Source organism: Desulfuromonas soudanensis (genome assembly GCF_001278055.1).
GTDB classification, from domain to species: Bacteria; Desulfobacterota; Desulfuromonadia; order Desulfuromonadales; family WTL; genus Deferrimonas; species Deferrimonas soudanensis.
The window spans coordinates 3295855-3319181 of the sequence record NZ_CP010802.1 but is presented as its reverse complement, the minus strand read 5'-3'; the positions used below and the strand labels follow the sequence as shown (position 1 = coordinate 3319181).

Genomic DNA, 23327 nt, shown 5'->3' with positions numbered 1-23327 from the left:
TTCAATCCTGTATTGAAATTAAGGCCCGGATTCGAGTCGACTCCGGAGTTCGGCAATCTCTTCGCGCAGGCTCCTCTCCAGCATTTTGGCCGCCGTGATGTTCAAAAAGGTGATGACCACTCCTCCGATCACGTCTTCCATGGTGCGATAGGGCATGATGCGCACCGAATACCAGCGGCCGTCGCTTGTTTCGATTTCCTTCTCCGAAAAGATCAGCGTCCGCAGCACTTCCTCGGCGTCTTCGGCCAGGTCGGGATAACGCAGGTCGCTCACGATGTCGGAGAGGGGCCTCCCCACATCGCCGGGGAGGAGCTTGAAGAGCTTGTCCGCACCCGAGGTGAAACGGCGGATCCTGAGCTTTTTGTCGAGAAAGACGGTGACGATTTCCGTGCTGTTGAGCAGATTCTTCATGTCGTTGTTCACCCGCGACAATTCGTCCATCTTCGACTGCTGCTCGGCGTTCACCGTCTGCAACTCTTCGTTGAGGGACTGCATTTCTTCCCGGGAGGTGGTCAGCTCCTCGTTGGTCGACTGCAGCTCCTCGTTGGCGGACTGCAGCTCCTCGTTTACGGATTTGAGCTCTTCCTGCGAGGATTGCATCTCTTCACGAGTCATCTGCAGCTCTTCGCGAATGCGCTGCAGGTTCTTCTCCATTTCGTGAACCTGGGTGTTGGTGGCCGGAGCCGTTCCGGAGGGGGCAGAGGTTTTCTTTTCCGGAGGCGTTGGCACGTCTGTAAAGACGATCATGGCCATCCCCCGCAACGCTTCCGGCTCTTCAATCGCCTGGACCGTAATATCCACACCCTGGGTCCCGTCGCTCTCCCCGATTTTGAGACCTTTGACGGTAATTGAATTTTTTTGCCGGAGGGCTTTCTGGAAGGCGATGCCCAGATCAAACCGCAATCCCTGACGGGCCATGGCGTAGATATTCCAGTTGGCCTTGCCGGCTGCCGGCTCCAGATATTTGCCCGTCCGTCCGCTGATATAGAGGATGTCCCCTCTGTCGTTGACCAGGACAGCCGGGGGTGAAAATGTTTGCAGCAGAAGTTGTTCCGCAAGCAACTGAAGATTGGGCTGGGGCTTTAAATTAATGGATTCCGTGGGCTCACCCGTAAAAGCCAGAGCAAAGGCGGCGGGAAAGACGACCGGTTCGGCCAGGACGGTTTCGCGCCGGCCGAAGAGTCTCAACTTGGTGGAGAGCGGCACGAAAAGCTCAGTCGAGGCGCTGACCGATTCGGAACTCCCCAGAAAGAGGACGCCACCCGGGTTCAGACTGTAGTGAAAGAGAGGGAGGAGCCTTTTCTGCACTTCCGGCGTCAGGTAGATCAAAAGGTTGCGGCAGATGAGGATGTCCAGCTTGGTGAAGGGAGGGTCCTTGACGACGTTCTGTGTGGCGAAAGTCACCATCTCCCGGATCTCCTTGCCGATCCGGTAGCCTCCCTCTTCCTTGACAAAGAACCGGCGGAGACGCGCGGAGGAGACGTCCGCCACGATGTTGGGCGGATAGATCCCCTGGCGGGCTTTGTCGATCCCGTCCTTGTCCAGGTCGGTGGCAAAGATCTGCAGGGTGAAATTGCCTTCCGGCTTGGTCTGTTCCAGCGCCTCCTTGAAGACGATGGCCAGGGAATAGGCTTCCTCTCCGGTGGAACAGCCGACCGACCAAGCCCGAAGCACTCCTCCGGCCCGGTGTGTTTCAATGAGCGCCGGAATGACCTCGTCCCGCAGTGTGTCCCAGGCCTCCGGGTCACGGAAGAAGCTGGTCACCCCGATGAGGAGTTCCTTGAAAAGGAGATCCAACTCCTGGGGATTCTCCTGCAGTAAACGGACGTAGGAACTGATTTTGTCCAGCTTGTGAATGCTCATGCGCCGTTCGATCCGGCGGTCCAGGGTGTTCTTCTTGTACATGGAGAAATCGTGGCCGGTCTTGGCGCGCAGCAGGATGAGGACCTTGGCATGAGAATTTTGTTCCTTCTCGCCGAGGGGGCGCGGGGCCTTGGCCAGGACACGGGCGTGACTCAGGAATTCGAGGATCTTGCCGGGGAGATCCCCGGCAGGGGCGATCAGGTCGGCGAGCCCGGCATTGATGACGCTTCGGGGCATGCTGTCGAATTTGGCGGAGGCCGGCTCCTGGACCAGCACCAGGCCCCCTTTTTCCTTAATGGCCCGCAGGCCGATGGTGCCGTCCGAACCCATGCCGGAGAGTATGACGCCGATACTGTATTCCTGCCGGTCTTCAGCCAGGGAGCGGAGGAAAAAATCGATGGGGAGACGCAGGCCGCGGGGTTCCGCCGGCTCGAAGAGGTGCAGCACGCCGTGCAGGATGGACATGTCCCGGTTCGGGGGGATCACGTAGACGCAGTTCGGCTTGACCTCCAGATTGTCCTTCCCCTGGAAAACCTCCATGACCGTGGTGCGCTGGAGGAGTTCGGGCATGAGCCCCTTGTGGGTCGGGTCAAGGTGCTGGATGACGACAAAGGCCAGGCCGCTTTTCTCCGGCACCCGGCCGAGAAACGACTCCAGTGCCTCCAGCCCGCCGGCGGAGGCGCCGATGCCGACAATGGGAAAAGTGAGGGAGCTTTTCGGTGCCGGATTCTTTTTGGGTCGAGTAGTCACTTGTTTTTCACCCTTGTCCGCCGATTTTTTTGTTTTTCACACGAGGACCCACGATATCAGCCTTGCTGTGAAATAGCCTTAAAATTCGCGAGGGCAACCTGGAATTTCCACGAAAACACCCCTCAATATATGGCAGTTCCACCAGATATTGAGGCTGCCCCGTCGTCATATTCCGTCCCCGCCTTACGGCCTCTCCTGCCAATGGACCGTTATTGTTAGCTTATATCGGTTACATGTCTTTGCAAGGATCTTGGCAGGGTCCTTGCGATACTGCAGGACAAGATCCCTGCTTCTGTCGCGAGTTTACCCTGTCAGACGTACGGTTTCCGAAACGCCGGGATTTAGGTTGGATTTCAATAGAAACAATATGACCAGAGAGAGGGCCGCAGGGAAGGTTTGGATACAAACAAACGTAATTTCACTGAGTTTCAACGGAGGCATTTATGAAAAGATTGAGATTGATGAAGGCTTGTCTGGGGTTTGGCTTGTTGCTGGGAATTTTCCTTCTCTCCGGCTGCGGCGGCGAAGCCGGTGGCGGAAATTGGGATGCACCCCCGGAAACGAATAAACTCCTGGTTTCCCTTGCGGTGACGCCTGCCGGAGCCTCTATCGCCATCGATGGCCTACAACAGTATACGGCCACGGCAACCTATGATGATGGGTCGATCGGCAATGTGACCTTGTCGTCCATCTGGACTTCGGCGACCCCCGCCGTGGCAACCATCTCGGCCAGCGGTCTTGCCACCGGCGTGACCGCCGGCACCTCGCAGGTCACAGCGGCTTTCGGCGGCCTGACTTCGGCAGCGGTGACGTTGACCGTCACTCCGGCCACATTGACGTCCCTCCAGGTGACCCCGTCCCTTGCTTCCATCGCAGTGGGTGGCACCCGGCAGTATGCGGCGCTGGCAACTTACAGCGATTCATCAACGTCCATCGTGACCTCCGCCCCCACCACGGTCTGGACCTCGGCAACCCCCGCCGTCGCCACCATCTCGGCGACCGGTCTTGCGAACGGCGTCACCGCCGGCACTTCGGATATCACGGCAACTTTCGGTGGCCTGACTTCGACAGCGGTGACTTTGACCGTTGATCCGGCCCTCGTCGTGACGATTGTCCCCGGCGCGGTTTGCTCCGTAGACGCCGGGCCGACCATCCCCACCGTAACGATGTCCGATCCGACCAGTGGCAACCTTCTTGCTTCGACCAGCACTGCGGGCGTTGCCAATAACGGCAAATTGATTACCGCCACCTTCAGCCTGGAGATGGACCCGACAACGATTGCGTCGGCCACTGCGCCGCTAACCTTCACGATCATCGAGACGATCTCCGGAAACAATGTTCTCGGCACTGTCGCTCTGGATGCCACGAACAAGCTCGCGACCTTTACCACCGACGCAGCTCTCCTCCCCGATACGGATTATACGGCGTCCGTAACGACCGACGCCCTGAGCGCCGGAGCCATCGCCATCGCCTGTCCCTATGAATGGGATTTCAGGACCGTCACCCCCGCCGCCATAGGCGTCGGCCCGGTCAACTTCGGCGCAGCCGCAACCTTCGGAAGTGCTGCGACCGCCGGGTTCGTCAATGTCGGCGCGACGACGGTGAATGGCGATGTCGTTCTGGATCCGGACTTCACCTGTAATGGCGTGACCGTAGGGAGTGCCGGACTGATCGGCCAATGCAACGGTATCGCTCCTACGATCAACGGGGATGTCATCAGTCCTTTGTATCCCGATGCAGGTGTTACTTCCGGCAAAGTCATTGCCGATTTGCGGGCCGCATATATCGCCCTTTCTCCGGCGCAGATGAGCACCGGGGTCACCACTCTTGCCGATGGCACGACTATGGGAGCCGGGGCCGGAACCGCCCCTGTGACCAACGACAACCTCTTCTTCCCCGGTATCTATAAAACCACCTCCGGCGGGATGCTGATCACGGGTGATCTCACCCTCGACGCCCAGGGGAACCCGGATGCGGTCTTCGTTTTCCAGTCCGACAGCTCCATAGGGACGGCCGCCACGGGCGCCGCCGATCCTCATACCCAGATCCTCCTGGTCAACGGCGCCAAGGCATCCAACGTCTTTTGGTGGGTTGGCAGCAATCAAGCAACCCTTGGAAGTTATTCCATCTTCCAGGGCAACATCCTCTCCTACAGCAGCATCACCATGGAGACCGGCGCATCCTCCTGCGGCAGGTTGTTTGCCGGGGCGTCTACGGACGGCGCCTTTACCTTCGGCGACAATATCGTCTCCGTACCGGGGAACGTGAATGCCCCTGCCGGCTGCGAGTAAGGGCTGAAGAATCCACTGTGAACACAGGATAAATAGGGGGAGACAGGCCCATTCAGCCTGCAGCCTGTCTCCCCTTGAATCCTGAAAAAGTTAATTTGAAAAGAACGTTGTCAATAACGGATTAGATTCATCCAGATACTTCCAGGAGGTATATATGAAAAAAGAATACTCTATGGTTCCGTTAAGGAAAAAGATTTTGCCTGTTTTGTTGACGGCGGTTTTTCTATTTCCCCTGGCGGCTCACGCCGAGATCAAGGCCAATAGCGTCGAGCTGAGCCCTTTCATCGGTTATCATTTCTTCGAAGAAGACCAGAATCTGAAGGACGATTTTGTCTTCGGCGGACGTGCTGGTTATAACATCACCAACCGTTTCGCCATCGAAGGCGCCCTGGAATTCATCAACACCAGCGTCGACGACAAAAACCAGGCATTTACCACCGAAGGGCAGTTTACCAGTCCGATTGATGACGTGAAAATGACCTCCTATCATCTGGACGTTCTCTATCATTTCATGCCGGAGAAGAAGTTCAATCCCTTCATCGCCGCCGGGTACGGCGCCGCCCACTACAGCCCCAAGATCAACAATGAAAACCTGTCGGTCATCAGCTACGGGGTCGGCGCCAAATACTGGCTGGCCGAAAACATCGGTCTGAGAGCCGATCTCAGGGACAATCTGGTTGTGGATGATACGTTCCACAATGTCGAAGCCACTCTGGGTGTTATCTTCCGCTTCGGCGGCGCGTCCGAGGCCGAAGCCGCTCCTGCTCCTGTCGTGAGGCGTGAACCGGCGCCCCAGCCTGTGAAAAAAGCGGAAAAGAAGGTTGTCGCCGCACCGGTGGAACCTGCGTACACTGTTCTTGAATTTGACGACGTCTATTTTGACTTCGATCAGTCGACCCTCAAGCCCACCGCGAAGATAAAGCTGGACGAATATATTAAGCTCCTGAAGGAAAATCCCAAGGCTAAAATCCGGATCGAAGGGTATACCTCCGAGAAGGGGACGGCAGAATACAATCAGGATTTGAGCGAAAAAAGAGCCGCTGCCGTCAAGTCCTACCTCATTAACGAAGGGGGCATCAAGCCGAGCCGCCTTAAAGCCGTCGGCTATGGCCAGGACGACCCGAAAGCCTATGAAGCAAATCCGGACGATATCAGGTCCCGTGCCGCGAAGAAAAACATGCGCGTTCTTTTTGAAATAGTCGTGCAATAAGGGGATGGGGCCAGGGCGGAGAACGTTTGTGCGTTCAGCCTGATGTCCCTGGCCGGTGAATAAACATCCTCTCCGGAAAGAAGAAGGAAGCCTGCCGCCAGTTATTGGGGGTGGGCTTTTTTCTTTACATCGATCGAACCGCGTCCGCCGGTCGCCCTGGCACCCGAATGCTTTCCGTCCCTGGGGGCCGGCGAGATAAAATTTGACCCCCTGTACCCTGTCTGCTCGCTCCGGTCAGGGAACCGCAACATTTGACGGAATCGTTAAATACGACGGTCACGGTAGCGGGTCGCTCCTGCCGAAGCCCTCGGTCTGGGCCATTTTTCATTACAAAAACGGGTGCTTGTCGTCATGGTGATCCCTTGGCACGAAAGGTGTAACTCTCCTGCATATACAACCCATCCGGTTTGTATCCATTCAAATGAGGAGTAGGCGACATGTGTAAAAAATTGAAAATCAATTTGGGATTTCTGGGATTGATACTGGCCGTTTCCCTTGCCGGCTGCGGCAGCGACGGCGGTGGGGGTGTGGCCCAGGACCCGATCGGGAACGTCAGTGTGGTCCCGGGAAGCGTTGACCTTGGAACGGCCGGCAACTATGTGATCCTGGCAAAAACGGGTGTTGCAACCGTTCCCCCTTCGGTCGTGACCGGGAGTGTGGGCGTGAGCCCCGAGGCCCGGGTTGCCCTGACCGGCTGGGATCTGGTGAGCGAGCCGACGGACACCTATTTCACCTCGGCGCAGGTGGCCGCACCGGGCAAACTCTATGCCGCCGACAATGTGGGGGGGACGACTTCCGTCGATCTGACCACCGCCGTAGCCAACATGGAAACCGCCTATACGGACGCGGCCGGCCGGACCGCCACCTCGGCGGCGACGACCAACGTCGGTGCCGGCACCCTGACTTCCTTGACCCTCGCCCCCGGTGTCTATGAGTGGGGGACTTCTGTTGGCATCCCCACCGACCTCACCCTCAACGGCAGCTCCACCGATGTCTGGATCTTCAAGATTGCCGGGACCCTCACCATGGCCGCGGCCAAGAACGTCATCCTCGCCGGCGGCGCCCTCCCCCAGAACATCTTCTGGCAGGTGAGCGAAGCGGTGACCGTTGGCGCTAACACTCATTTCGAGGGGGTTATCCTCGGCCAGACAACCATCACCTTCGGGGATTCTGCCTCGATCAACGGGCGCCTGCTGGCACAGACGGCCGTCACTCTTGGTGCGACGACAGTGACCGTTCCGTAAAAAAAGCTCGCATTCATTTCTGAGATGTGGTGCCAGGCATCTTGCCTGGCACCAAATTCAACCTGGGAAGAATCAAGATTCCCACGAAGGAGCAATACATGAACATACTTCGCAGATATACCAACAAATGGGTCGTGGCCTTAGTCCTCGTCGCCTTTGTCGCCGGATGTGGCGACGATAACGACGGTGTGTGGAATGCCCCGGCAGGGACGGCAAATGAAATGACCGCCTACTCCCTTGACGGGACGGACGGCGTCGTCACCGAAGGGACAACGCCCAAGACCATTGAGGTGGTGATGCCCTTCGGGACCGACCTCGCGCAGGCGCTGATTGCCACCTACACGACGACCGGCGTTGCCGTGACCGTCGACGCGGTCGTTCAGGAGAGCGGAGTCACGGAGAACGTCTTTCTCTCGGTTCCCCAGGCGCCGGTAATTTATACCGTGACGGCTGAAGACGGCTCAATAGCGACCTATGAAGTCAACGTCACCGTGGCCGCAAGCAATGCCGCTGTCATGACTTCCTATTCTCTGGGTGTCAACGCAGGGATTGTCAGTGAAAACGCCAATCCCAAGACCATTGACGTGATCATGCCCTTCGGCACCGACCTCGCGCTCCCGCTGATCGCGACGTTCGTGGCCACAGGGGACGTTGAGATCGGCACGGTCCTTCAGGAGAGTGGAGTCACAGAGAATGTCTTTGCCGCACCGGTGACTTACACCGTCATCGCTGCTGACGGCATTGCCTCGGCGACCTATGAAGTCAATGTCACCGTTGCCGCAAACGATGCTGCGGCCATCACTTCTTATTCTCTTGAGGGAACTGACGGAATTATCAGCGAGAACACCCTTCCCAAGACGATCGCCGTGGAGATGCCCTTCGGGACCGACCTGGCTACTGACCTGGCCGCAACATTTACGACGTCCCCCGGGGCAAGTGTCGCCATTGGTGTGACTCCTCAGGTAAGTACCGAGACGCTTAATAATTTCACCAATCAGGTGATCTATACGGTTACCGCGGCTGACGGCGTTACAACGGCTGACTATAACGTCGACGTCACCGTGGCCCCCTTTACCCTGGTAGGCGTCAACCTTGGTACGGCTGGAAATTATGCAATCCTCGCACAAACTGGGGTCTCAACCGTCCCCACTTCGGTTGTGACTGGCGATGTCGGTGTGAGCCCTGTAACCTCGGCTGCCTTGACCGGTTGGGCCTTGACGGCCGATGTAACCAATACCTATTCCACCTCCGATCAAGTTGTCGCACCGGGAAAACTCTACGCAGCCGACAACATTGGGGGGACGACTGCTGTCGATCTGACCGCCGCCGTTGCAGACATGGGGTTTGCCTACAACGACGCGGCCGGTCGGATTGTAACCTCTGCCGATACGCTCAACGTCGGTGCCGGCACCCTCACCGATCTGACCCTCGCCCCGGGCGTCTATGAGTGGGGGGGCGCTCTTGACATCCCCACCGACCTCGCGCTCAGTGGCACCTCAACCGACGTCTGGATCTTCAAGGTTGCCGGGACCCTCACCATGGCCGCAGCTAAAAACGTCACCCTCGCCGGTGGCGCTCTCCCCCGGAACATTTTCTGGCAGGTTAGCGAAGGGGTGACCATCGGTGCAGGAACGCACTTCGAGGGGATCATCCTCGGCAAGACGAGTATCACGTTTGGCAATCTTGCTTCAATTAACGGTCGACTGTTGGCACAGACTGCTGTCGTACTTGACGCGACGACCGTGACTGCTCCTTAAAGCCTCGCCAAGTACATTTGTAAACCAGGCGAATATTACTGCCCCGTAGGGCAAATGATTGAAATGTCATAAAGGAGCCCGCAACAAGTCATTTGTTGCGGGCTCCTCTATATTTGTCTCAACCTGAATCCTCGCTATTCTTAAACCTTTCTGAGGTAAATTATAAAAAAGATTTTAGTATTTATTTTTGCAACGAAAATCTTCCTTCTCTCAGGCCGTAGCATTTGGCGGATTTGCCAAATATGACAGTTTTCTTCGACGGTTTTTCCCTGTCGTCAGCAATATCCTATTTAATTTATACATTTCAAACAGTCACTTAACTCAACTGAATCAGTAAATATTTTCTCGGTATGGTACTTGCTGAGTCTTATGAGCAAGTTCACGAATCCTCTGCATATATTCGCCAGATGATTCGCCATGCGGGTTTTAGATTAAATAGGTAGTGGCAGGCACCTGGGTCGCCACGAAGAATTTGGTTTTAGCAGTCTGACAAGTCCCCAAGGAGGAGACAAAGATGAAGAGATTAAAAAGGTACACAAAGATTGGGTTCCTGGGGTTATTTCTCGTCGCTTTTTTGGCCGGGTGCGGCGGCAGTGACAGCAGCGCACCGGTCGCCGCCGATCCCGCAGCCAAGGACACCAAGGCCATTACCACGTATTCGCTTGATGGCGCCACCGGGGTCATCGCAGAGTCGGCCAAGACGATACTGGTGACTCTGCCGAACGGAACACCACTGGAGGCTCTGGTTGCGAAATTCACCACCACGGGTGATTCCGTTCATGTTGACGCCGAGCCGCAGACCAGTGCCAGCACGCCGAATGACTTCAATGCAGCGGTGGAATACACCGTCACCGCCGAAGACAAGTCGCAGACGGTTTATACCGTGACCGCGACCGTTGCTCTGGCTGATGCCAAGGCCATTACCCGCTATTCGATTCAAAATGGGGCTGTTTTCATTGATGAAGCGGCCAGGACAATATCAGTGACCATGCCGGCCGGGACCGATAAAACGGCTCTGGTTGCGACTTTCATCACCACGGGGACGTCCGTCGATGTGGTGGCTACCGGAGCCCAGGTGAGTGGTGTTACGGTAAATGATTTTACAGATCCTGTGGACTATCTGGTGACCGCGGGCGATTTGTCAGAGGTGACTTATACCGTGACCGTGACCGTGCGCTCTGCCCTTGGTCCCGATCCGGTCAACCTCGGAACCGCCGGCAATTTCGTGATTCTGGCCAAAACGGCCGTCTCGACGACCGGCACCACCGCCGTTGTCGGCGATATCGGTGTGAGTCCTGCCGCCGCCAGTTACATCACGGGCTTTTCCCTCATCGCCGATTCCACCAATACCTTTTCAACCTCGTCGCTGGTGACCGGCAGCATCTATGCCGCCGATTATGCCACGCCGACCCCGGCGAATATGACCACGGCGATCAGCGATATGGAAATCGCCTTCACCGACGCCTCCGGCCGGTCAAACACCGATTTCACCGAACTTCATGCCGGGGACATCAGCGGCCAGACCCTTGTTCCCGGCCTCTACAAATGGGGGACCGGAGTTCTCATCACCAGTGCCGGCGTGACCCTGGCAGGGGGCGCCGACGACGTCTGGATCTTCCAGATCGCCCAGGACCTCACCGTGAACAACAGCGCCATCGTAACCCTCCTCGGGGGAGCGCAGGCCAAGAACATCTTCTGGCAGGTCTCCGGCCAGGCGACCCTGGGAACGGCCGCCGACTTCAAGGGAATTCTGCTGAGTCAGACGCTGATTTCCTTCAACACCGGAGCCAAGATGACCGGCCGGGCCCTGGCCCAGACCGCGGTGACACTGGACGCCACGGCGATGACCCAGCCCGCCCTGTAAGTTTCCCGGAAACATGACCGGCGAAACAGGCCGGTCGCAGGAATAAAACAAAGAAACCCGCACCAATTCCTGGTTGCGGGTTTCTTTGTTATTGTTTGGCCTCATCCTGGCGCGTTTGCATTTTCCGGCTGTCGAGGGGCGTTATTGATAGGTCACTCCCGGACCTGGGGAGTGGACGTCTTCGCTCCTGGGAGAATATTTCCGAGGCCAAATTTTTCTGTCGTGGCTCCATCACGGAATGCCGGAGCAGGGGGCCGAGCGACCACCGGCTCCAGTCCGCCCGTAAAATAAAAGTAGCCGCATCGCCTTATAATGAATTGCTGGACAGGATGTTGCATCAATACTTCTCCTGATGCAGTTCCTCCCTGTTGCCCATGGGACTGCCAGACCAGAATCCCAGAACGGTGTGCATATGATCTCCTCTCCCGTATTGAATCGCTTTCGGCCCCTTCTTTTTGTCTCCCTTTTTTATCTCGGCCTCTCCTTCGTGTTGCGTCTTGTCCTTTGGAAAGTCTTCGGCGCCGCGGCCGGCGTCTCCTGGGGGGCTCTGGCTTCCAGCCTCGGGGTCGGTCTGGTCAATGACCTTGTGGTGCTGGTTTTTCTCAATCTGCCGGCCACCCTTTATCTGACGTTTCTCCCCGAGCGCTGGGCCCGCAGCCGTTGGCAGAAAATCTGTTTCCTTGCGCTTCTGTTTTTCACCGTCTTCGGCCTCTTCTATCAGGCCGGCGCCGAATTCTTTTTCTTTGAAGAGTTCGATGCCCGCTTCAATCTGGTCGCCGTCGATTATCTGATCTATCCCCACGAAGTGTTGATCAACATCTGGGAGTCCTATCCCGTGGTGCGGATCCTTCTGGTCGATGCCCTCCTGAGCTCCCTGCTCCTCGGCGCCTTCTGGCCGCGGCTTCGCACGGCCTTTTCAGTGCCGACCCGGTTGGGGCGGCGGCTGGGGTTTGCCGGCGTCCACCTGCTCCTTTTGGTCCCGGCCCTGCTCCTTTCCACGGACAGTTTCGATTTTTCGGGGAATCGGGTCACCAATGAACTGACCCATAACGGGGTGAGCAGCCTCTTTTGCGCCTTTCGCACCAACCACCTCGACTACAACGCCTATTACCGGACGATGCCGATCGACCAGGCGTTTCTGCAGGCGCGAGAGGAACTTGAAGGCGACGGTGAATTTTCCAGCAAAGATCCGCAAAATCTCAACCGCAGCCATCCTTTCCGCCCCGGAGGTCTGGGACGGGTCAATGTGGTGGTCATCGTCGAGGAGTCGCTGAGCGCTTCCTACAGCGGGCTCTTCGGCAATCCGGAGAGTCTGACGCCCAACCTCGATGCCCTGGGTGAGAAAGGGATCCTCTTCAGCCAGGCCTACGCCTCCGGGACGCGCACCGTCCGGGGTCTTGAGGCGATCAGCACCTCGCTGCCGCCGATTCCGAGCGAGGCGGTCGTCAAGCGTCCGGGGAACGAAAACATCGCCAACTGGGGTGAGGTGATGCAGGGCAACGGCTATCACAGCAGTTTCCTTTATGGCGGCTTCGGTGCCTTCGACAACATGAACTACTTTTTCGGCCATAACGGTTTTGCCATCAGCGACCGCAGCGATATCGACGATCCGGCGTTCACCAATATCTGGGGCGTCTCCGATGGCGACCTTTTCAATCACGCCCTCGATTATTACGACGGTCTTGCCGGGGAAAAGAAGCCATTTTTCTCCATCATCATGTCGACTTCGAATCACCGTCCCTATACCTTCCCCGAAGGGATTCCCGGAATTCCCGCTTCCGGAGGGGGGCGCCGGGCCGGTGTCCAGTACGCCGACTATGCCCTGGGGGAGTTCCTCCGGGAGGCCGGCAGCCACAGCTGGTTTGACCAAACCCTCTTCGTTATTGTCGCCGACCACTGCGCCCGCGTTTATGGCCGTGCGGAAATTCCCATCGACACTTTTCATATCCCCCTGGTTTTTTACGCACCGGCCCTCCTGACCCCTTCGCGGGTGGCGATGCCGATCGGCCAGATCGACATCGCTCCGACGGTCCTCGGACTCCTCGGCCTGCCGTACACCGCCCCCTTTTATGGGCAGGATGTTTTGAACGGCGAGGGTGATCCGAAACTTCATCCCCTCTTCATGAATCACAACCATGACGTGGCGATGATGATCGGAGATCGCCTCGCGGTGCTCGGACTGCAAAAGTCCGGCGACCTCTACCTCTATGACCGGCAGAAGGAGAGTCAGTCGCCCCTTCCCGAGGATAAAGATTTACTCGACCGGGCCACGGCGATCTATCAGTCGGCCTATGATCTGTATATTAACCATCGCTACCAGTAAGGGGGCGTTGCTGACGGCCTCCTGCTGAGGCGATGTCGGCATCGGCACAACATAGAAACGGGCGCCCATTTTCGGGCGCCCGTTTTTTCTTTGTACAGTTCGGAATTACACTCAACTTTTCGGACGGAGATCTTCGCCAGCTTTGGTCCTTCTTCAGCGGTGCGGATTCTTTTTGGTCATAGTCAAAAGCAACAGGGCGAAAAGGATAAGCGAAACCCCCTGCAGCAGCCAGAAGGCGCCGAGCTTGAGCCAGGCCCATTCGGCGGCGAGGTAGCGCACCAGGTAGCCGGAGGAGAGGTCGGCGAGGATGGCCCCCCCGAGCAGCCAGGTGAGGGCGCTTTTCAGCGCCGGGCGCAGGGGGGTAAAGAGGAGGAGGTGGCAAAAGACGACGAAAAAAAGGCCCATGGCAAAGAGGTGGAAGTGGGTCACCTCGAGGAGCCCGGAAAAACTGCGGGGGTTCATGAAGAGATCGGGATCGCCGCGGTAGTAGCGCGCCACCGAGGCGGCGGTGAAGCCGAGCTTGTCCCAAAACATCAGGAGTCCCGTCCCCCAGTGCAAAAAGAAGTAGAGGTAGAAAAAACGCAGAATGGTCCGGCCGAGGGGGGAGGGGGACGGGCCGTTCATCAGCACTCTCATGGCCGGCTCCGGGAGAGGAGGAGGCGCGCCATGGCGGCGCTCTTGCGAACCTGGCGGGCGAGGGCCTGGGCGGAAAGGGTGGCGCCGCTGATCCCCTGGATCTCGCCGCCGATACGCAGCTCCCGGGAAAGGGTTTTCCCCCCGAACTGGTCGAGCCAGCGTCGGGCCGGTTTGTACTCTTCCGGCTCGAAAAAGGCGAGAATTTCCACGAAACGGACGGTGCCGTCAGGGTTCAGCACCACCATGACCGTTTCCGGCAGGGTGCGCACCGTCGCCGCTTCGATGGCGGCAAAGCCGAGGGGCTTGTCCCCCTTCTTCCCGGCATAGAAGGTATAGATCCCCGATTCGACGGTTGCCCCGGAGGAGCGCGTCACTTCCTTCATCTCTTCTTCGGTGAGATAGAGATTGACCGCGGCGATTTCGTCGGCGCCGGGAAAGGCCCGTTGGAGGGCCTCGTCCTTGGGGAGGTAAACCTTCCCCTCGGACAGGCTGAGGAATCCGGCCAGGAGGAGAGGGAGGATGAGGGCGATTCGAAGTGATCTGATCCGCATGCGGGCTCCGTGGATAAAAAAGAATCGGGGGACGGGCGTCCGTCCCCCGGCGGGAGGGATTTGTCCGGGGTTTAGAAGATGTAGCCGAAGCCGAGATTAACCTCGTCGGCCTGGGTTCCGACGGCTTTGTCGAAATTCCGGTAATCGGCCTTGAGGACGACGTTGGGGATCGGTTTGTAGCTGAGACCGGCGGTGTAGAGGTCGAGGTCTCCGTCGTTCCCCTTGTAGTCGACCTTTTCATAGCGATAGAAGGGGGCCAGATACTGGGTGGTTCCGCGGGCGAAGAGCGGCATCACATCGTAGGCGAGCTCGCCGTACCAGGCGGTAATCTCCTCGGGAACATTTGCTGCGATCAGTTCGTTGTCGTCGATGCGGACGATCGTCCCGAGGGACTTGAGTTCGAGTCCGGCGACCTTGTACTGACCGTGAATTTCATAGATTTCGGTAAAGACATCGGCTGCCTTGCCGTTGGCATCGAGGACTTCCTTCTGGCCGCTGTCGCCGAGATAAAAGCTGCCGCCGAGGTTGAGGCCGAGGACCGGTTCGTAAGCAAGGCTGCCGACGAGGGCCCAATCCTCCGCCCGGGCCTTGGATCCCTTCTGCCGCCCGCCGCGCAGCCCCTTGCTGGTGAAGTCGCTCCCCTGCAGGCCGTTCATCACATAGAGCTTGTATTCGAGATTTTTCGTCAGTTTGCCGAAGGCGCCGGCGCCCATCTCCCGCCAGGTGCTGGGAATGACTTCGCTCTCCACGTAGGGGCGGTCATTGCCGTGATAGAGGGTCGGTTCGTGCAATTCATTGGTGATCCCCACCGGGGTCAGCAGGAGACCGGTGCGCAGGGCGATTTTTTCATGGAGGAGAAAGTCGAGGCTGACCATCTCGGCGTAAATTTCGTTGGCATGCTCGATCTCGATTTCGGTATTGAGAACGATCCGGTCGGAGAACTTGTAGCCGACGTAGAGGATGGCCCGCACCAGGTCGGCGCTGTCGCTGCCGGTCCCCTTGTCGCTGACGAGATTGCTGAAGTGCCCTTCGCCGTACCCGCCGATGGAGAGTCCCTTGTTGAGCTTGTAGACCTTGGAGGCGGCAGGACCGAGGCCGAAGCTCGATGAGTAATCGTTCTCGCCGGTAACGGCCGATTCATTCTTCAACGATTGCAGTTCCTGCGTGACGATGTCGATTCGTCTCTCCAGTTCATCGATGTCGGCGGCGCGGGAGATCCCAGGCACAAGAAGGGTCAGGGTCAGCAACAGGCAGGCGGTGGACAACAGGGTCTTCATGGTCGGCTCCTTGGGGAAGAGGGGGATCGGGCTGCGGTGCCGCGGCCCGATCAGGAAATTGAAAATCGGTTTCAGAAAGATAGGCGAGGGGCGCATCACCTGTCAAGCGGAAAATGAAAACTATTTTCAGTTACCGTTCGGGCCCTGAGCGAAGGAGGAAGATTTTTTCCGGTTTTTGATCCACATCATGTTTCCCCTCCGGGACCTGGGGTATGCTCCAGTCACCATCGAGGAAGGAGAAAAAACATGGAATTGAAACAGGATATGGGAAGCCGGCAGATCAAGGATGTCATCGTCGCCCACCCGCACATAGGCGAGATCCTCGGGCGCTTCGACATCGGCTGCGTCACCTGCGGCGTCGGCATCTGTCTCCTCAAGGACGTGGTCGCCATTCACGCCCTCGGAGCCGAGGCCGAAGAAAAAATCGAAGAGGAAATCAACGCCTATCTGGAGACCGTTTCCTGAATCGTCTTGCACTTTTTACCCGTCACCGCTTTATAAAGAAGGAGATACGACCATGAAAAACCTTGCCTGCGGATGCCCCGGATCGAGCGTACGCACCATCGAAAAAAAAGAGACATGCAACAGCGTCGAAACCGGGCGTCTTGCCTCCGAGCTGCGCCAGTGGCCGACCCAGCTGACCCTCGTCCCTCCCACGGCCCCCTGGCTGCAGGGCGCCCACCTCCTCATCGCCGCCGACTGCACGCCCTTTGCCTATGCCGAATTCCACCGCGACTTCATCCGGGGGAAGGTGCTGGTCAACGCCTGTCCCAAGCTCGACGACTGCGGCCCCTACGTGGAGAAGCTGACCCGGATTCTTGCGGACAACGATATCCAGTCCCTTACCGTCACCATCATGGAAGTCCCCTGCTGCCGCGGCATGGCGGCAGTGGCCCAGCAGGCTCTGGCGGCCTCCGGCAAGGAGATCCCCTTCGAGGTGGTGGTGATCGGCGTCGACGGCGAAAGGAGATCCTGATGAAAACCGATGTCACGGCCGTGATGGTCGAAGAGCACAAGCTGATTCTGCGCCTGATCGCCCTGGTGGAAAAGAACACGGAGCTGATGGAGGCCGGGCGTTTCCGCAACTGGCCGTTTTACCTCGACGCCGTCGATTTCATCCGCAACTACGCCGACCGCTTTCATCACGCCAAGGAGGAGGACGTTCTCTTCAAGGCCCTGCTGGCCAACGGCATGCCGGAGCAGAACTCGCCGGTGGCGGCGATGCTTTTGGCCCACGACCAGGGGCGGGCCTTCGTGCGCGGAATGGAGGAGGGGGCGCAGAAGGCGATCGCCGGCGAGTCGGGGCAGATCCCGATCATTGCCGACAACGCCCGGGGCTATGCCGCTTTGCTGCGCGAGCATATCCACACCGAGGATCATATCCTCTATCCGCTCTCCGAACGGGTTCTCCCCGAGGACCCGCGCCCGGCGATGATCACCGCCTACGCCGCGGCGGCAGCGGCCGCTCCCGGGCTCGAAGAGCGCTACCGCAAGCTGGTGGAGAGTTACGAGGCGCAATGGGCGGCCTGAGATGCCGGTCGCGGGCTCCCGAAAAACTTTTCGAGGTCCGGTTAAAAAACTTGCATTCCTGAAGTTTGTTGTGTTATTTTGGGACCTATCAAGAAAGTCAGTGTAAATTTACTGTCGCCGACCTGGTCGACAAGGTGTCAACCAGGGACAAAGGGCAGGCCCCAAGGGTCTGTGTTTTTATTATTCAGGCGATTTTGATTTACACAAAAAAACCCCATAAAGGGGAAGATGGAGCAAAAAGATGGCAGAAGGTACAGTGAAGTGGTTCAACGACGCCAAGGGTTTCGGTTTTATCGAGCAGGACAACGGACCTGACGTGTTCGTTCATTTCTCCGAAATTCAGGGCGATGGCTTTAAATCCCTCGCCGAAGGAGACCGCGTGACCTTTGATGTTGTTCAGGGTCAAAAAGGTCCTCAGTCGTCTAACGTGCGCAAGATCTAAATAAGCACTTTCGACTACTATCGATAAAAGAGCCCCACGAATCTTCGTGGGGCTCTTTTATTTTTTCGCCCGCCAATTTCCCGTCCGCCGACTTCCTTCGGTGGCGCGGCAAAATGGCCGGGGACGAAGAGCGTCAGGAAACCCACGGAGAATGACTTCAGCCCGGCTGTGTGCTGCGGCATTTTTTTTGGCCGCCGGCGTCGGGCGTTGACAGTTTGAAGGGGGGGGTGTTAGGCTTGCACGCTTTACCTGTTCACCCCGCACCCCGAGGAGAAGATTGTCATGGACCAAAAACTGCAAATGCTCCTCGACACCGTCAAGAAACTCATCCGCCGCGGTGCTTTTCCTCACCTCACCAAGGTCATCGTCAAGTCTCACCCCGCCGACATCGCCCACATCTTCAGATATCTCGACCTCAAGGACCAGCGCACCCTCTTCAACCTGATCGAGAACCCGGAAACGGCGGCCTACGTCCTCTCCGAGCTTGACCACGGGACCGGCGCCCAGCTCCTTGAGCAGATCGACAAACAGACGATCACCGAAGTCCTGCAGGAGATGCCCTACGACGACGCCGTCGACATCATCCGCAATATGCCCGAGGAGCTGGCCGAAGAAATTCTCGGCATCATGCAGGACGAGGACTCGGACGAGATCGAGCAGCTTCTGCTCTACGATGAAGACACCGCCGGCGGCATCATGTCGACGGAGATCTTCTCCCTCAACCAGGACCTGACGGTCCAGGAAGCCATCGAGGCGGTGCAGCAGGCCGGGGATGTGGAGATGGTCTTCTATCTCTACGTCACCGACGACGACAACCATCTGGTGGGGGTCCTCTCTCTGCGTCAGCTCCTGACCGTCTCTCCCGCGCGACTCCTCAAGGACATCATGGTCCGCGAGGTGATCAGCGTCCGTACCGACGTCGATCAGGAAGAGGTGGCCCAGCTGGTCGCCCGGTACAACATCCTGGGAATCCCCGTCGTCGACGACGCCAACCGACTGGTGGGTCTGGTCACCGTCGATGACGTCATCGACGTCATGCGCCAGGAGGCGACGGAGGATATCTACAAGATGGCCGGCGCCAGCGAGGAGGAGCTCCTCTACGGCTATAAGGCCTTCAAGATCGCCCGGCTTCGCCTCCCCTGGCTGGTGACCAACCTCTTCGGCGGCGTTATCACCGGGTATCTGATGTGGCGGTTCAAGGCGACCCTCGCCGAGGTCCTTGCCCTGATCACCTTCATCCCCGTCATCACCGGCATGGGGGGGAACGTCGGCGGCCAGTCGGCGACCATCGTGGTGCGCGGTTTTGCCACCGGGCGCATCGACATGTCCACCCTGCGTCAGGTTTTTTTCCGGGAGCTGCGGGTCGGGATGATCATGGGGGCGGTCTGCGGACTGACCATCGGCGTCGTCGCCTTCGGCTGGCATCACAACCCCTATCTCGGTCTGGTGGTCGGAATGGCCATGGCCACCGCCATGACGGTGGCGGCAACGATGGGAGTTATGGCCACCTCCTTCTTCAAGCGGATCGGAATCGATCCGGCCATTGCCTCGAGCCCCTTCGTCCAGACCGCCAACGACATCACCGGTCTCCTGATCTATTTCGGCACGGCGACCCTCTTTCTCCCCCATCTGCGCTGATCCGGGACAACGCCCGGCGGATCCCCCCATGCGCGAACAGCGTTGCGAAGCCGTGGTCCTGCGCCACCTCGATTACGGAGAGGCCGACCGCATCGTCACCTTTTATACCCGCGAGGCCGGACGCATCAAGGGGTTTGCCCGCCAGGCGCGCAAGAGCCGGCGCCGCTTCGGTGCGGCTCTGGAGCCCTTTGCCCGGGTGCAGCTGCACTGGAGAGCCGCGGCGCGGGGCGATCTGGTGTCCCTGCGCGAGGCGGAACTCCTGGACCTGCGCAGCGGGCTGCGCCGGGACCTGATCGCCGTGGCCCTTGCCGGCTATGGGTGCGAACTGGTCGAGGAACTCTTCGCCGAGGGGCAACCCCATCCGGCCGTCTACGATCTCCTGTGCGCCTTTCTCGACCATCTCGACGGCAACGGCGGCTCCCCCGAGGCGCGCCTCCTCTTCGAGTTGCGAATCCTTCACCTGGCCGGCTATGCACCGCACCTGCTGCACTGCTCGGAATGCGGCGAGACCCTGCGGAGCGCCGAGGTCGCCTTCGAGGCGGCGCGCGGCGGCAGCCTCTGTCTGACCTGCGCACCGGAAAAGACGGCCTGGCGCCTGAACCTGCCGACCCTCGGGACGCTGGCGCGGATCCTGGCCGGCCCCGCCGAGCTCTTCGCCGGGTTCACCCTCAGCGAGCGCACCCTGATCGAAGGAGGAGCGCTCCTCGGCGGGGCCCTGCGACTCCATTTGAACCGCCCCCTGAAATCCCTCCCTTTTCTCGAACAGATGCTCCGCGAGATGGCCTCCCCCCAAAGGCGGTAAGGGGCGTCTTTGCAGGAGTATTAGCCTTGACATGCCCCGGGGGGCGAGTTAGAATTTTCCACCTTAATTTTGTATACAGTATACGCTAGACCGTTCTCCCGAGGGGGGATCGGCGGCGATTTTTACGGAGGAAATGTGACATTTCAAGATCTGATCCTGTCGTTGCAGAACTACTGGGCCAACCAGGGGTGCATCATACAGCAGCCCTATGACGTCGAGAAGGGGGCGGGAACCTTCAACCCCGCCACCTTTCTGCGCGTCCTCGGTCCCGAGCCCTGGAAGGTGGCCTACGTCGAACCGTCACGCCGACCCACCGATGGCCGCTACGGGGAGAACCCCAATCGTCTGCAGCACTACTATCAGTTTCAGGTGATTCTCAAGCCGTCGCCGTTAAACATCCAGGAACTCTACCTCGACTCCCTGCGGAGTTTCGGCATCGATCCTCTCAAGCACGACATCCGCTTCGTCGAGGACGACTGGGAATCGCCGACCCTGGGCGCCTGGGGACTCGGCTGGGAAGTCTGGCTCGACGGCATGGAAATTACCCAGTTCACCTACTTCCAGCAGGCCGGCGGCATCGATCTCAAGCCGGTCTCCGGCGAGATCACCTACGGTTGCGAGCGCATCGCCATGTACCTTCAGGGGGTCGACAACGTCTACGATCTCGAATGGATCAAGGGGGTCAAATACGGCGACGTCCATCACCAGACCGAGGTGGAATTCTCCACTTACAACTTCGAAGTCGCCGACACGGGAATGCTCTTTTCCCTCTTCGACATGTACGAGAAGGAGTGCCTCCAGGTGGTGAAGCGGGACCTGGTCTTCCCCGCCTACGACTTCGTCCTCAAGTGCTCCCACGCCTTCAACCTCCTCGATGCCCGGGGAGCCATTTCGGTCACCGAGAGGGCTCACTACATCGGCCGGGTCCGCAACCTGTCGAAGCTCTGCGCCGAGGCCTATGTCGCCCAGCGCGAAAAACTCGGGTTTCCCCTGCTGAAGAAATGACACTCCAAGGGGCGCGGCAGGACCGCACCCCTTGGATATTTTTGGAGATATTTTCATGTCCGCTGAACTCTTTTTGGAAATCGGTACCGAGGAAATCCCCGCCGGCTTCATCCGCCCGGCCATGAAGGATCTCGAGAGGCTGCTGCGCAGGGAGCTCGAGACGGCGCGCATACCCTTCGGCACCATCCGCACCTTTGCCACCCCCCGCCGTCTGGCGATCTCCGTGGCCGACGTCGCTCTGGTCCAGCAGCGCCAGGAGCTGACCGTCGCCGGCCCGTCGGTGAAGGTGGCCTATGATGCCGACGGCAACCCGACCAAGGCCGCCCAGGGGTTCGCCCGCTCCAACGGCGTCGACGTCTCGGCGCTTTCCACCGTCGAAACCGACAAGGGGACCTATCTCTACCTCTCCAGGGTCGACGAGGGGCGGCCGACGGCCGACCTTCTGCCGGAGATGCTCCCGCAGGTGATCAGCAGCATCCCCTTCAAAAAGTCCATGCGCTGGATGGATCTCGACATCCGCTTCGCCCGGCCGATGCACTGGATCGTCGCCGTTTACGACGGGATTGTCGTCCCCTTCTCCTTCGGCAACCTGCAAAGCGGCAACCTCTCCTGCGGCCACCGCTTCATGGCCCCCGGCGCCTTCGCCGTCAAGGGGGTCGACAGCTATCTGGCCGAGGCGGAGCGCCACTTCGTCATGCCCGACCTGCAGCAGCGCCGGGAGATCATCGCCCGGGAGATCGAGCGGGTGGCCCACGCAGCCGGCGGCGAGATCAACCCCGACGAGGAACTCCTCGACGAGGTCGCCTGTCTGATCGAAGACCCCACCCCCCTCTGCGGCTCCTTCGAGGAAAAATACCTCGAACTCCCCCGCGAGCTCCTCATCACCAGCATGCGCGAGCACCAGCGCTACTTCACCCTGGTGGGCAAGGACGGATCCCTCCTGCCGCGCTTTGTCACCGTCTCCAATACCCGCGCCGAGGACCTCTCGGTGGTGGCCCGCGGCAACGAGCGGGTGTTGCGGGCACGGCTCTCCGACGCCATGTTCTTCTGGAACGAGGACCGCAAGGTCAAGCTCGAGACCCGTCTCGAGGCCCTTAAAAACGTGGTCTACCAGGCCAAACTCGGCACCAGCTACGAGAAGGTGATGCGCTTTCGCGCCCTGGCCGGGGGACTCGCCGAACGCCTCGATCCCTCCGTCGCCGCTCTCACCGACCGGACCGCCCTGCTTGCCAAATGCGACCTGGTGACCGGGATGGTCTGCGAGTTTCCCGAACTCCAGGGGGTCATGGGGCGGGAATATGCCCGGCTCGAGGGGGAAGATCCCCGGGTGGCCCGGGGCATTCATGAGCATTATCTCCCGGTGCAGGCCGGCGGCGAACTCCCCTCGGATAACGTCGGCGCCTTCGTTTCCATCGCCGACAAGATCGACACCATCTGCGGCTGTTTCGGCGTCGGCCTCATCCCCACCGGCACCGCCGACCCCTATGCCCTGCGCCGCAGCGCCATCGGCATTCTCAACATCATTCTCGATCGCGGCTATCCCCTCTCCATCCCCGGCCTGGTCGGGGAAGCGGTGACCCTCCTCGGGGAGAAGCTCAATCGCCCCGCGGCCGAGGTCGCGGCCGAGGTCGTCGAATTCATCCGCTTGCGCCTGGTCAACATGCTCACCGGCCAGAAATACCCCCAGGACGTGGTCGACGCGGTCCTCGCCGCTTCCTTCGAGGACGCCGGCGACGCGCTGGAGCGGGTCAAGGCTCTTGCCGAACTCAAGGGGCGGACGGATTTCGAACCCCTGGCCGTCGCCTTCAAGAGGGTGGTCAATATCATCAAGGGCGGAGTCGAGGCAACCGTCGACCCCGCCCGTTTCGAGGCCCCCTGCGAGGGGGCTCTCTTCGGGGCGCTGCAGAAGGTGCAGGGGGAGGTCGCTGCCCTCGTCCAATCGGGGGATTACGGTGCGGCGCTGCGCACCATCGCTACCCTGCGCACCCCGGTGGACGACTTTTTCGAGGGAGTCATGGTCATGGCCAAGGACGAGGGGGTGCGCAGCAATCGCCTCGCCCTGCTGACCGCCGTGGCCCGTCTGTTTGAGGGGATTGCCGATTTCTCGCGGATTGCCGATTAGTCTTTTCCGCAAAAAACGGCTT

The 23327-nt window shown here is 59.2% G+C and carries 18 protein-coding genes; 14 read left to right on the top strand and 4 right to left on the bottom strand.

The annotated features are described in order from the left end of the window. Positions 1–18: 18 nt before the first annotated feature. Complete coding sequence (locus tag DSOUD_RS14845) at positions 19–2613, bottom strand: CheR family methyltransferase (RefSeq protein ID WP_053551745.1); 2595 nt, start codon at positions 2611–2613, stop codon at positions 19–21. Between the two features lie 443 nt (positions 2614–3056). Between DSOUD_RS14845 and DSOUD_RS14840 the strand changes: the two genes are divergently transcribed. From DSOUD_RS14840 to DSOUD_RS14815, 6 genes are all read left to right on the top strand, one after another. Then, positions 3057–4904, top strand: coding sequence for an ice-binding family protein (locus DSOUD_RS14840; protein WP_053551744.1), 1848 nt, complete (start codon positions 3057–3059; stop codon positions 4902–4904). 154 nt (positions 4905–5058) lie between these two features. Then, positions 5059–6114, top strand: coding sequence for an OmpA family protein (locus tag DSOUD_RS14835; protein ID WP_082351304.1), 1056 nt, complete (start codon positions 5059–5061; stop codon positions 6112–6114). A gap of 437 nt (positions 6115–6551) precedes the next feature. Beyond that, positions 6552–7358, top strand: coding sequence for an ice-binding family protein (locus DSOUD_RS14830; protein WP_053551742.1), 807 nt, complete (start codon positions 6552–6554; stop codon positions 7356–7358). A gap of 98 nt (positions 7359–7456) precedes the next feature. After that, positions 7457–9115 (top strand): ice-binding family protein, encoded by a 1659-nt coding sequence (locus DSOUD_RS14825; RefSeq protein ID WP_053551741.1) that lies wholly within the window; start codon positions 7457–7459, stop codon positions 9113–9115. Positions 9116–9629: 514 nt separating this feature from the next. Then, positions 9630–10979, top strand: coding sequence for an ice-binding family protein (locus tag DSOUD_RS18885; RefSeq protein ID WP_232426455.1), 1350 nt, complete (start codon positions 9630–9632; stop codon positions 10977–10979). A 412-nt stretch (positions 10980–11391) separates the two neighbouring features. Beyond that, the gene (locus DSOUD_RS14815) at positions 11392–13302 is read left to right on the top strand and encodes an LTA synthase family protein (protein ID WP_053551740.1); all 1911 of its coding nucleotides are present in this window, start codon (positions 11392–11394) and stop codon (positions 13300–13302) included. 153 nt (positions 13303–13455) lie between these two features. Here the strand turns inward: DSOUD_RS14815 and DSOUD_RS14810 are convergent, their stop codons facing one another. The 3 genes from DSOUD_RS14810 to DSOUD_RS14800 all read right to left on the bottom strand — a co-directional run bounded on the left by DSOUD_RS14810 (position 13456) and on the right by DSOUD_RS14800 (position 15766). After that, positions 13456–13938: a hypothetical protein gene (locus DSOUD_RS14810; protein ID WP_053551739.1), complete on the bottom strand. Its 483-nt coding sequence runs from the start codon at positions 13936–13938 to the stop codon at positions 13456–13458. Beyond that, positions 13935–14489 (bottom strand): FMN-binding protein, encoded by a 555-nt coding sequence (locus DSOUD_RS14805; RefSeq protein ID WP_053551738.1) that lies wholly within the window; start codon positions 14487–14489, stop codon positions 13935–13937. Before DSOUD_RS14805 ends, DSOUD_RS14810 begins: the two co-directional genes overlap by 4 nt. 71 nt (positions 14490–14560) lie before the next feature. Further along, a complete protein-coding gene (locus DSOUD_RS14800; RefSeq protein WP_157671890.1) occupies positions 14561–15766 on the bottom strand; it encodes a hypothetical protein in 1206 nt (401 codons plus the stop codon). A gap of 246 nt (positions 15767–16012) precedes the next feature. Between DSOUD_RS14800 and DSOUD_RS14795 the strand changes: the two genes are divergently transcribed. From DSOUD_RS14795 to glyS, 8 genes are all read left to right on the top strand, one after another. Further along, a complete protein-coding gene (locus tag DSOUD_RS14795; protein WP_053551736.1) occupies positions 16013–16231 on the top strand; it encodes a hypothetical protein in 219 nt (72 codons plus the stop codon). A 52-nt stretch (positions 16232–16283) separates the two neighbouring features. After that, entirely contained in the window at positions 16284–16742 is a 459-nt protein-coding gene (locus tag DSOUD_RS14790) for a hypothetical protein (RefSeq protein WP_053551735.1), read from the top strand. Beyond that, on the top strand, positions 16742–17296 hold the full coding sequence (locus tag DSOUD_RS14785) for a hemerythrin domain-containing protein (RefSeq protein ID WP_053551734.1): 555 nt from the start codon (positions 16742–16744) through the stop codon (positions 17294–17296). Before DSOUD_RS14790 ends, DSOUD_RS14785 begins: the two co-directional genes overlap by 1 nt. Before the next feature lie 241 nt (positions 17297–17537). Continuing rightward, positions 17538–17738: a cold-shock protein gene (locus tag DSOUD_RS14780; protein WP_053551733.1), complete on the top strand. Its 201-nt coding sequence runs from the start codon at positions 17538–17540 to the stop codon at positions 17736–17738. A 282-nt stretch (positions 17739–18020) separates the two neighbouring features. After that, entirely contained in the window at positions 18021–19376 is a 1356-nt protein-coding gene (mgtE, locus tag DSOUD_RS14775) for a magnesium transporter (protein ID WP_053551732.1), read from the top strand. A 28-nt stretch (positions 19377–19404) separates the two neighbouring features. After that, positions 19405–20178 carry a DNA repair protein RecO gene (recO, locus tag DSOUD_RS14770; RefSeq protein WP_053551731.1) on the top strand — a complete coding sequence of 258 codons (774 nt, stop codon included), beginning with the start codon at positions 19405–19407 and terminating at the stop codon, positions 20176–20178. Positions 20179–20313: 135 nt separating this feature from the next. Further along, positions 20314–21183 carry a glycine--tRNA ligase subunit alpha gene (glyQ, locus tag DSOUD_RS14765; protein WP_053551730.1) on the top strand — a complete coding sequence of 290 codons (870 nt, stop codon included), beginning with the start codon at positions 20314–20316 and terminating at the stop codon, positions 21181–21183. A 55-nt stretch (positions 21184–21238) separates the two neighbouring features. Further along, complete coding sequence (gene glyS / locus DSOUD_RS14760; protein WP_053552405.1) at positions 21239–23305, top strand: glycine--tRNA ligase subunit beta; 2067 nt, start codon at positions 21239–21241, stop codon at positions 23303–23305. The last annotated feature ends 22 nt before the right edge of the window (positions 23306–23327 follow it).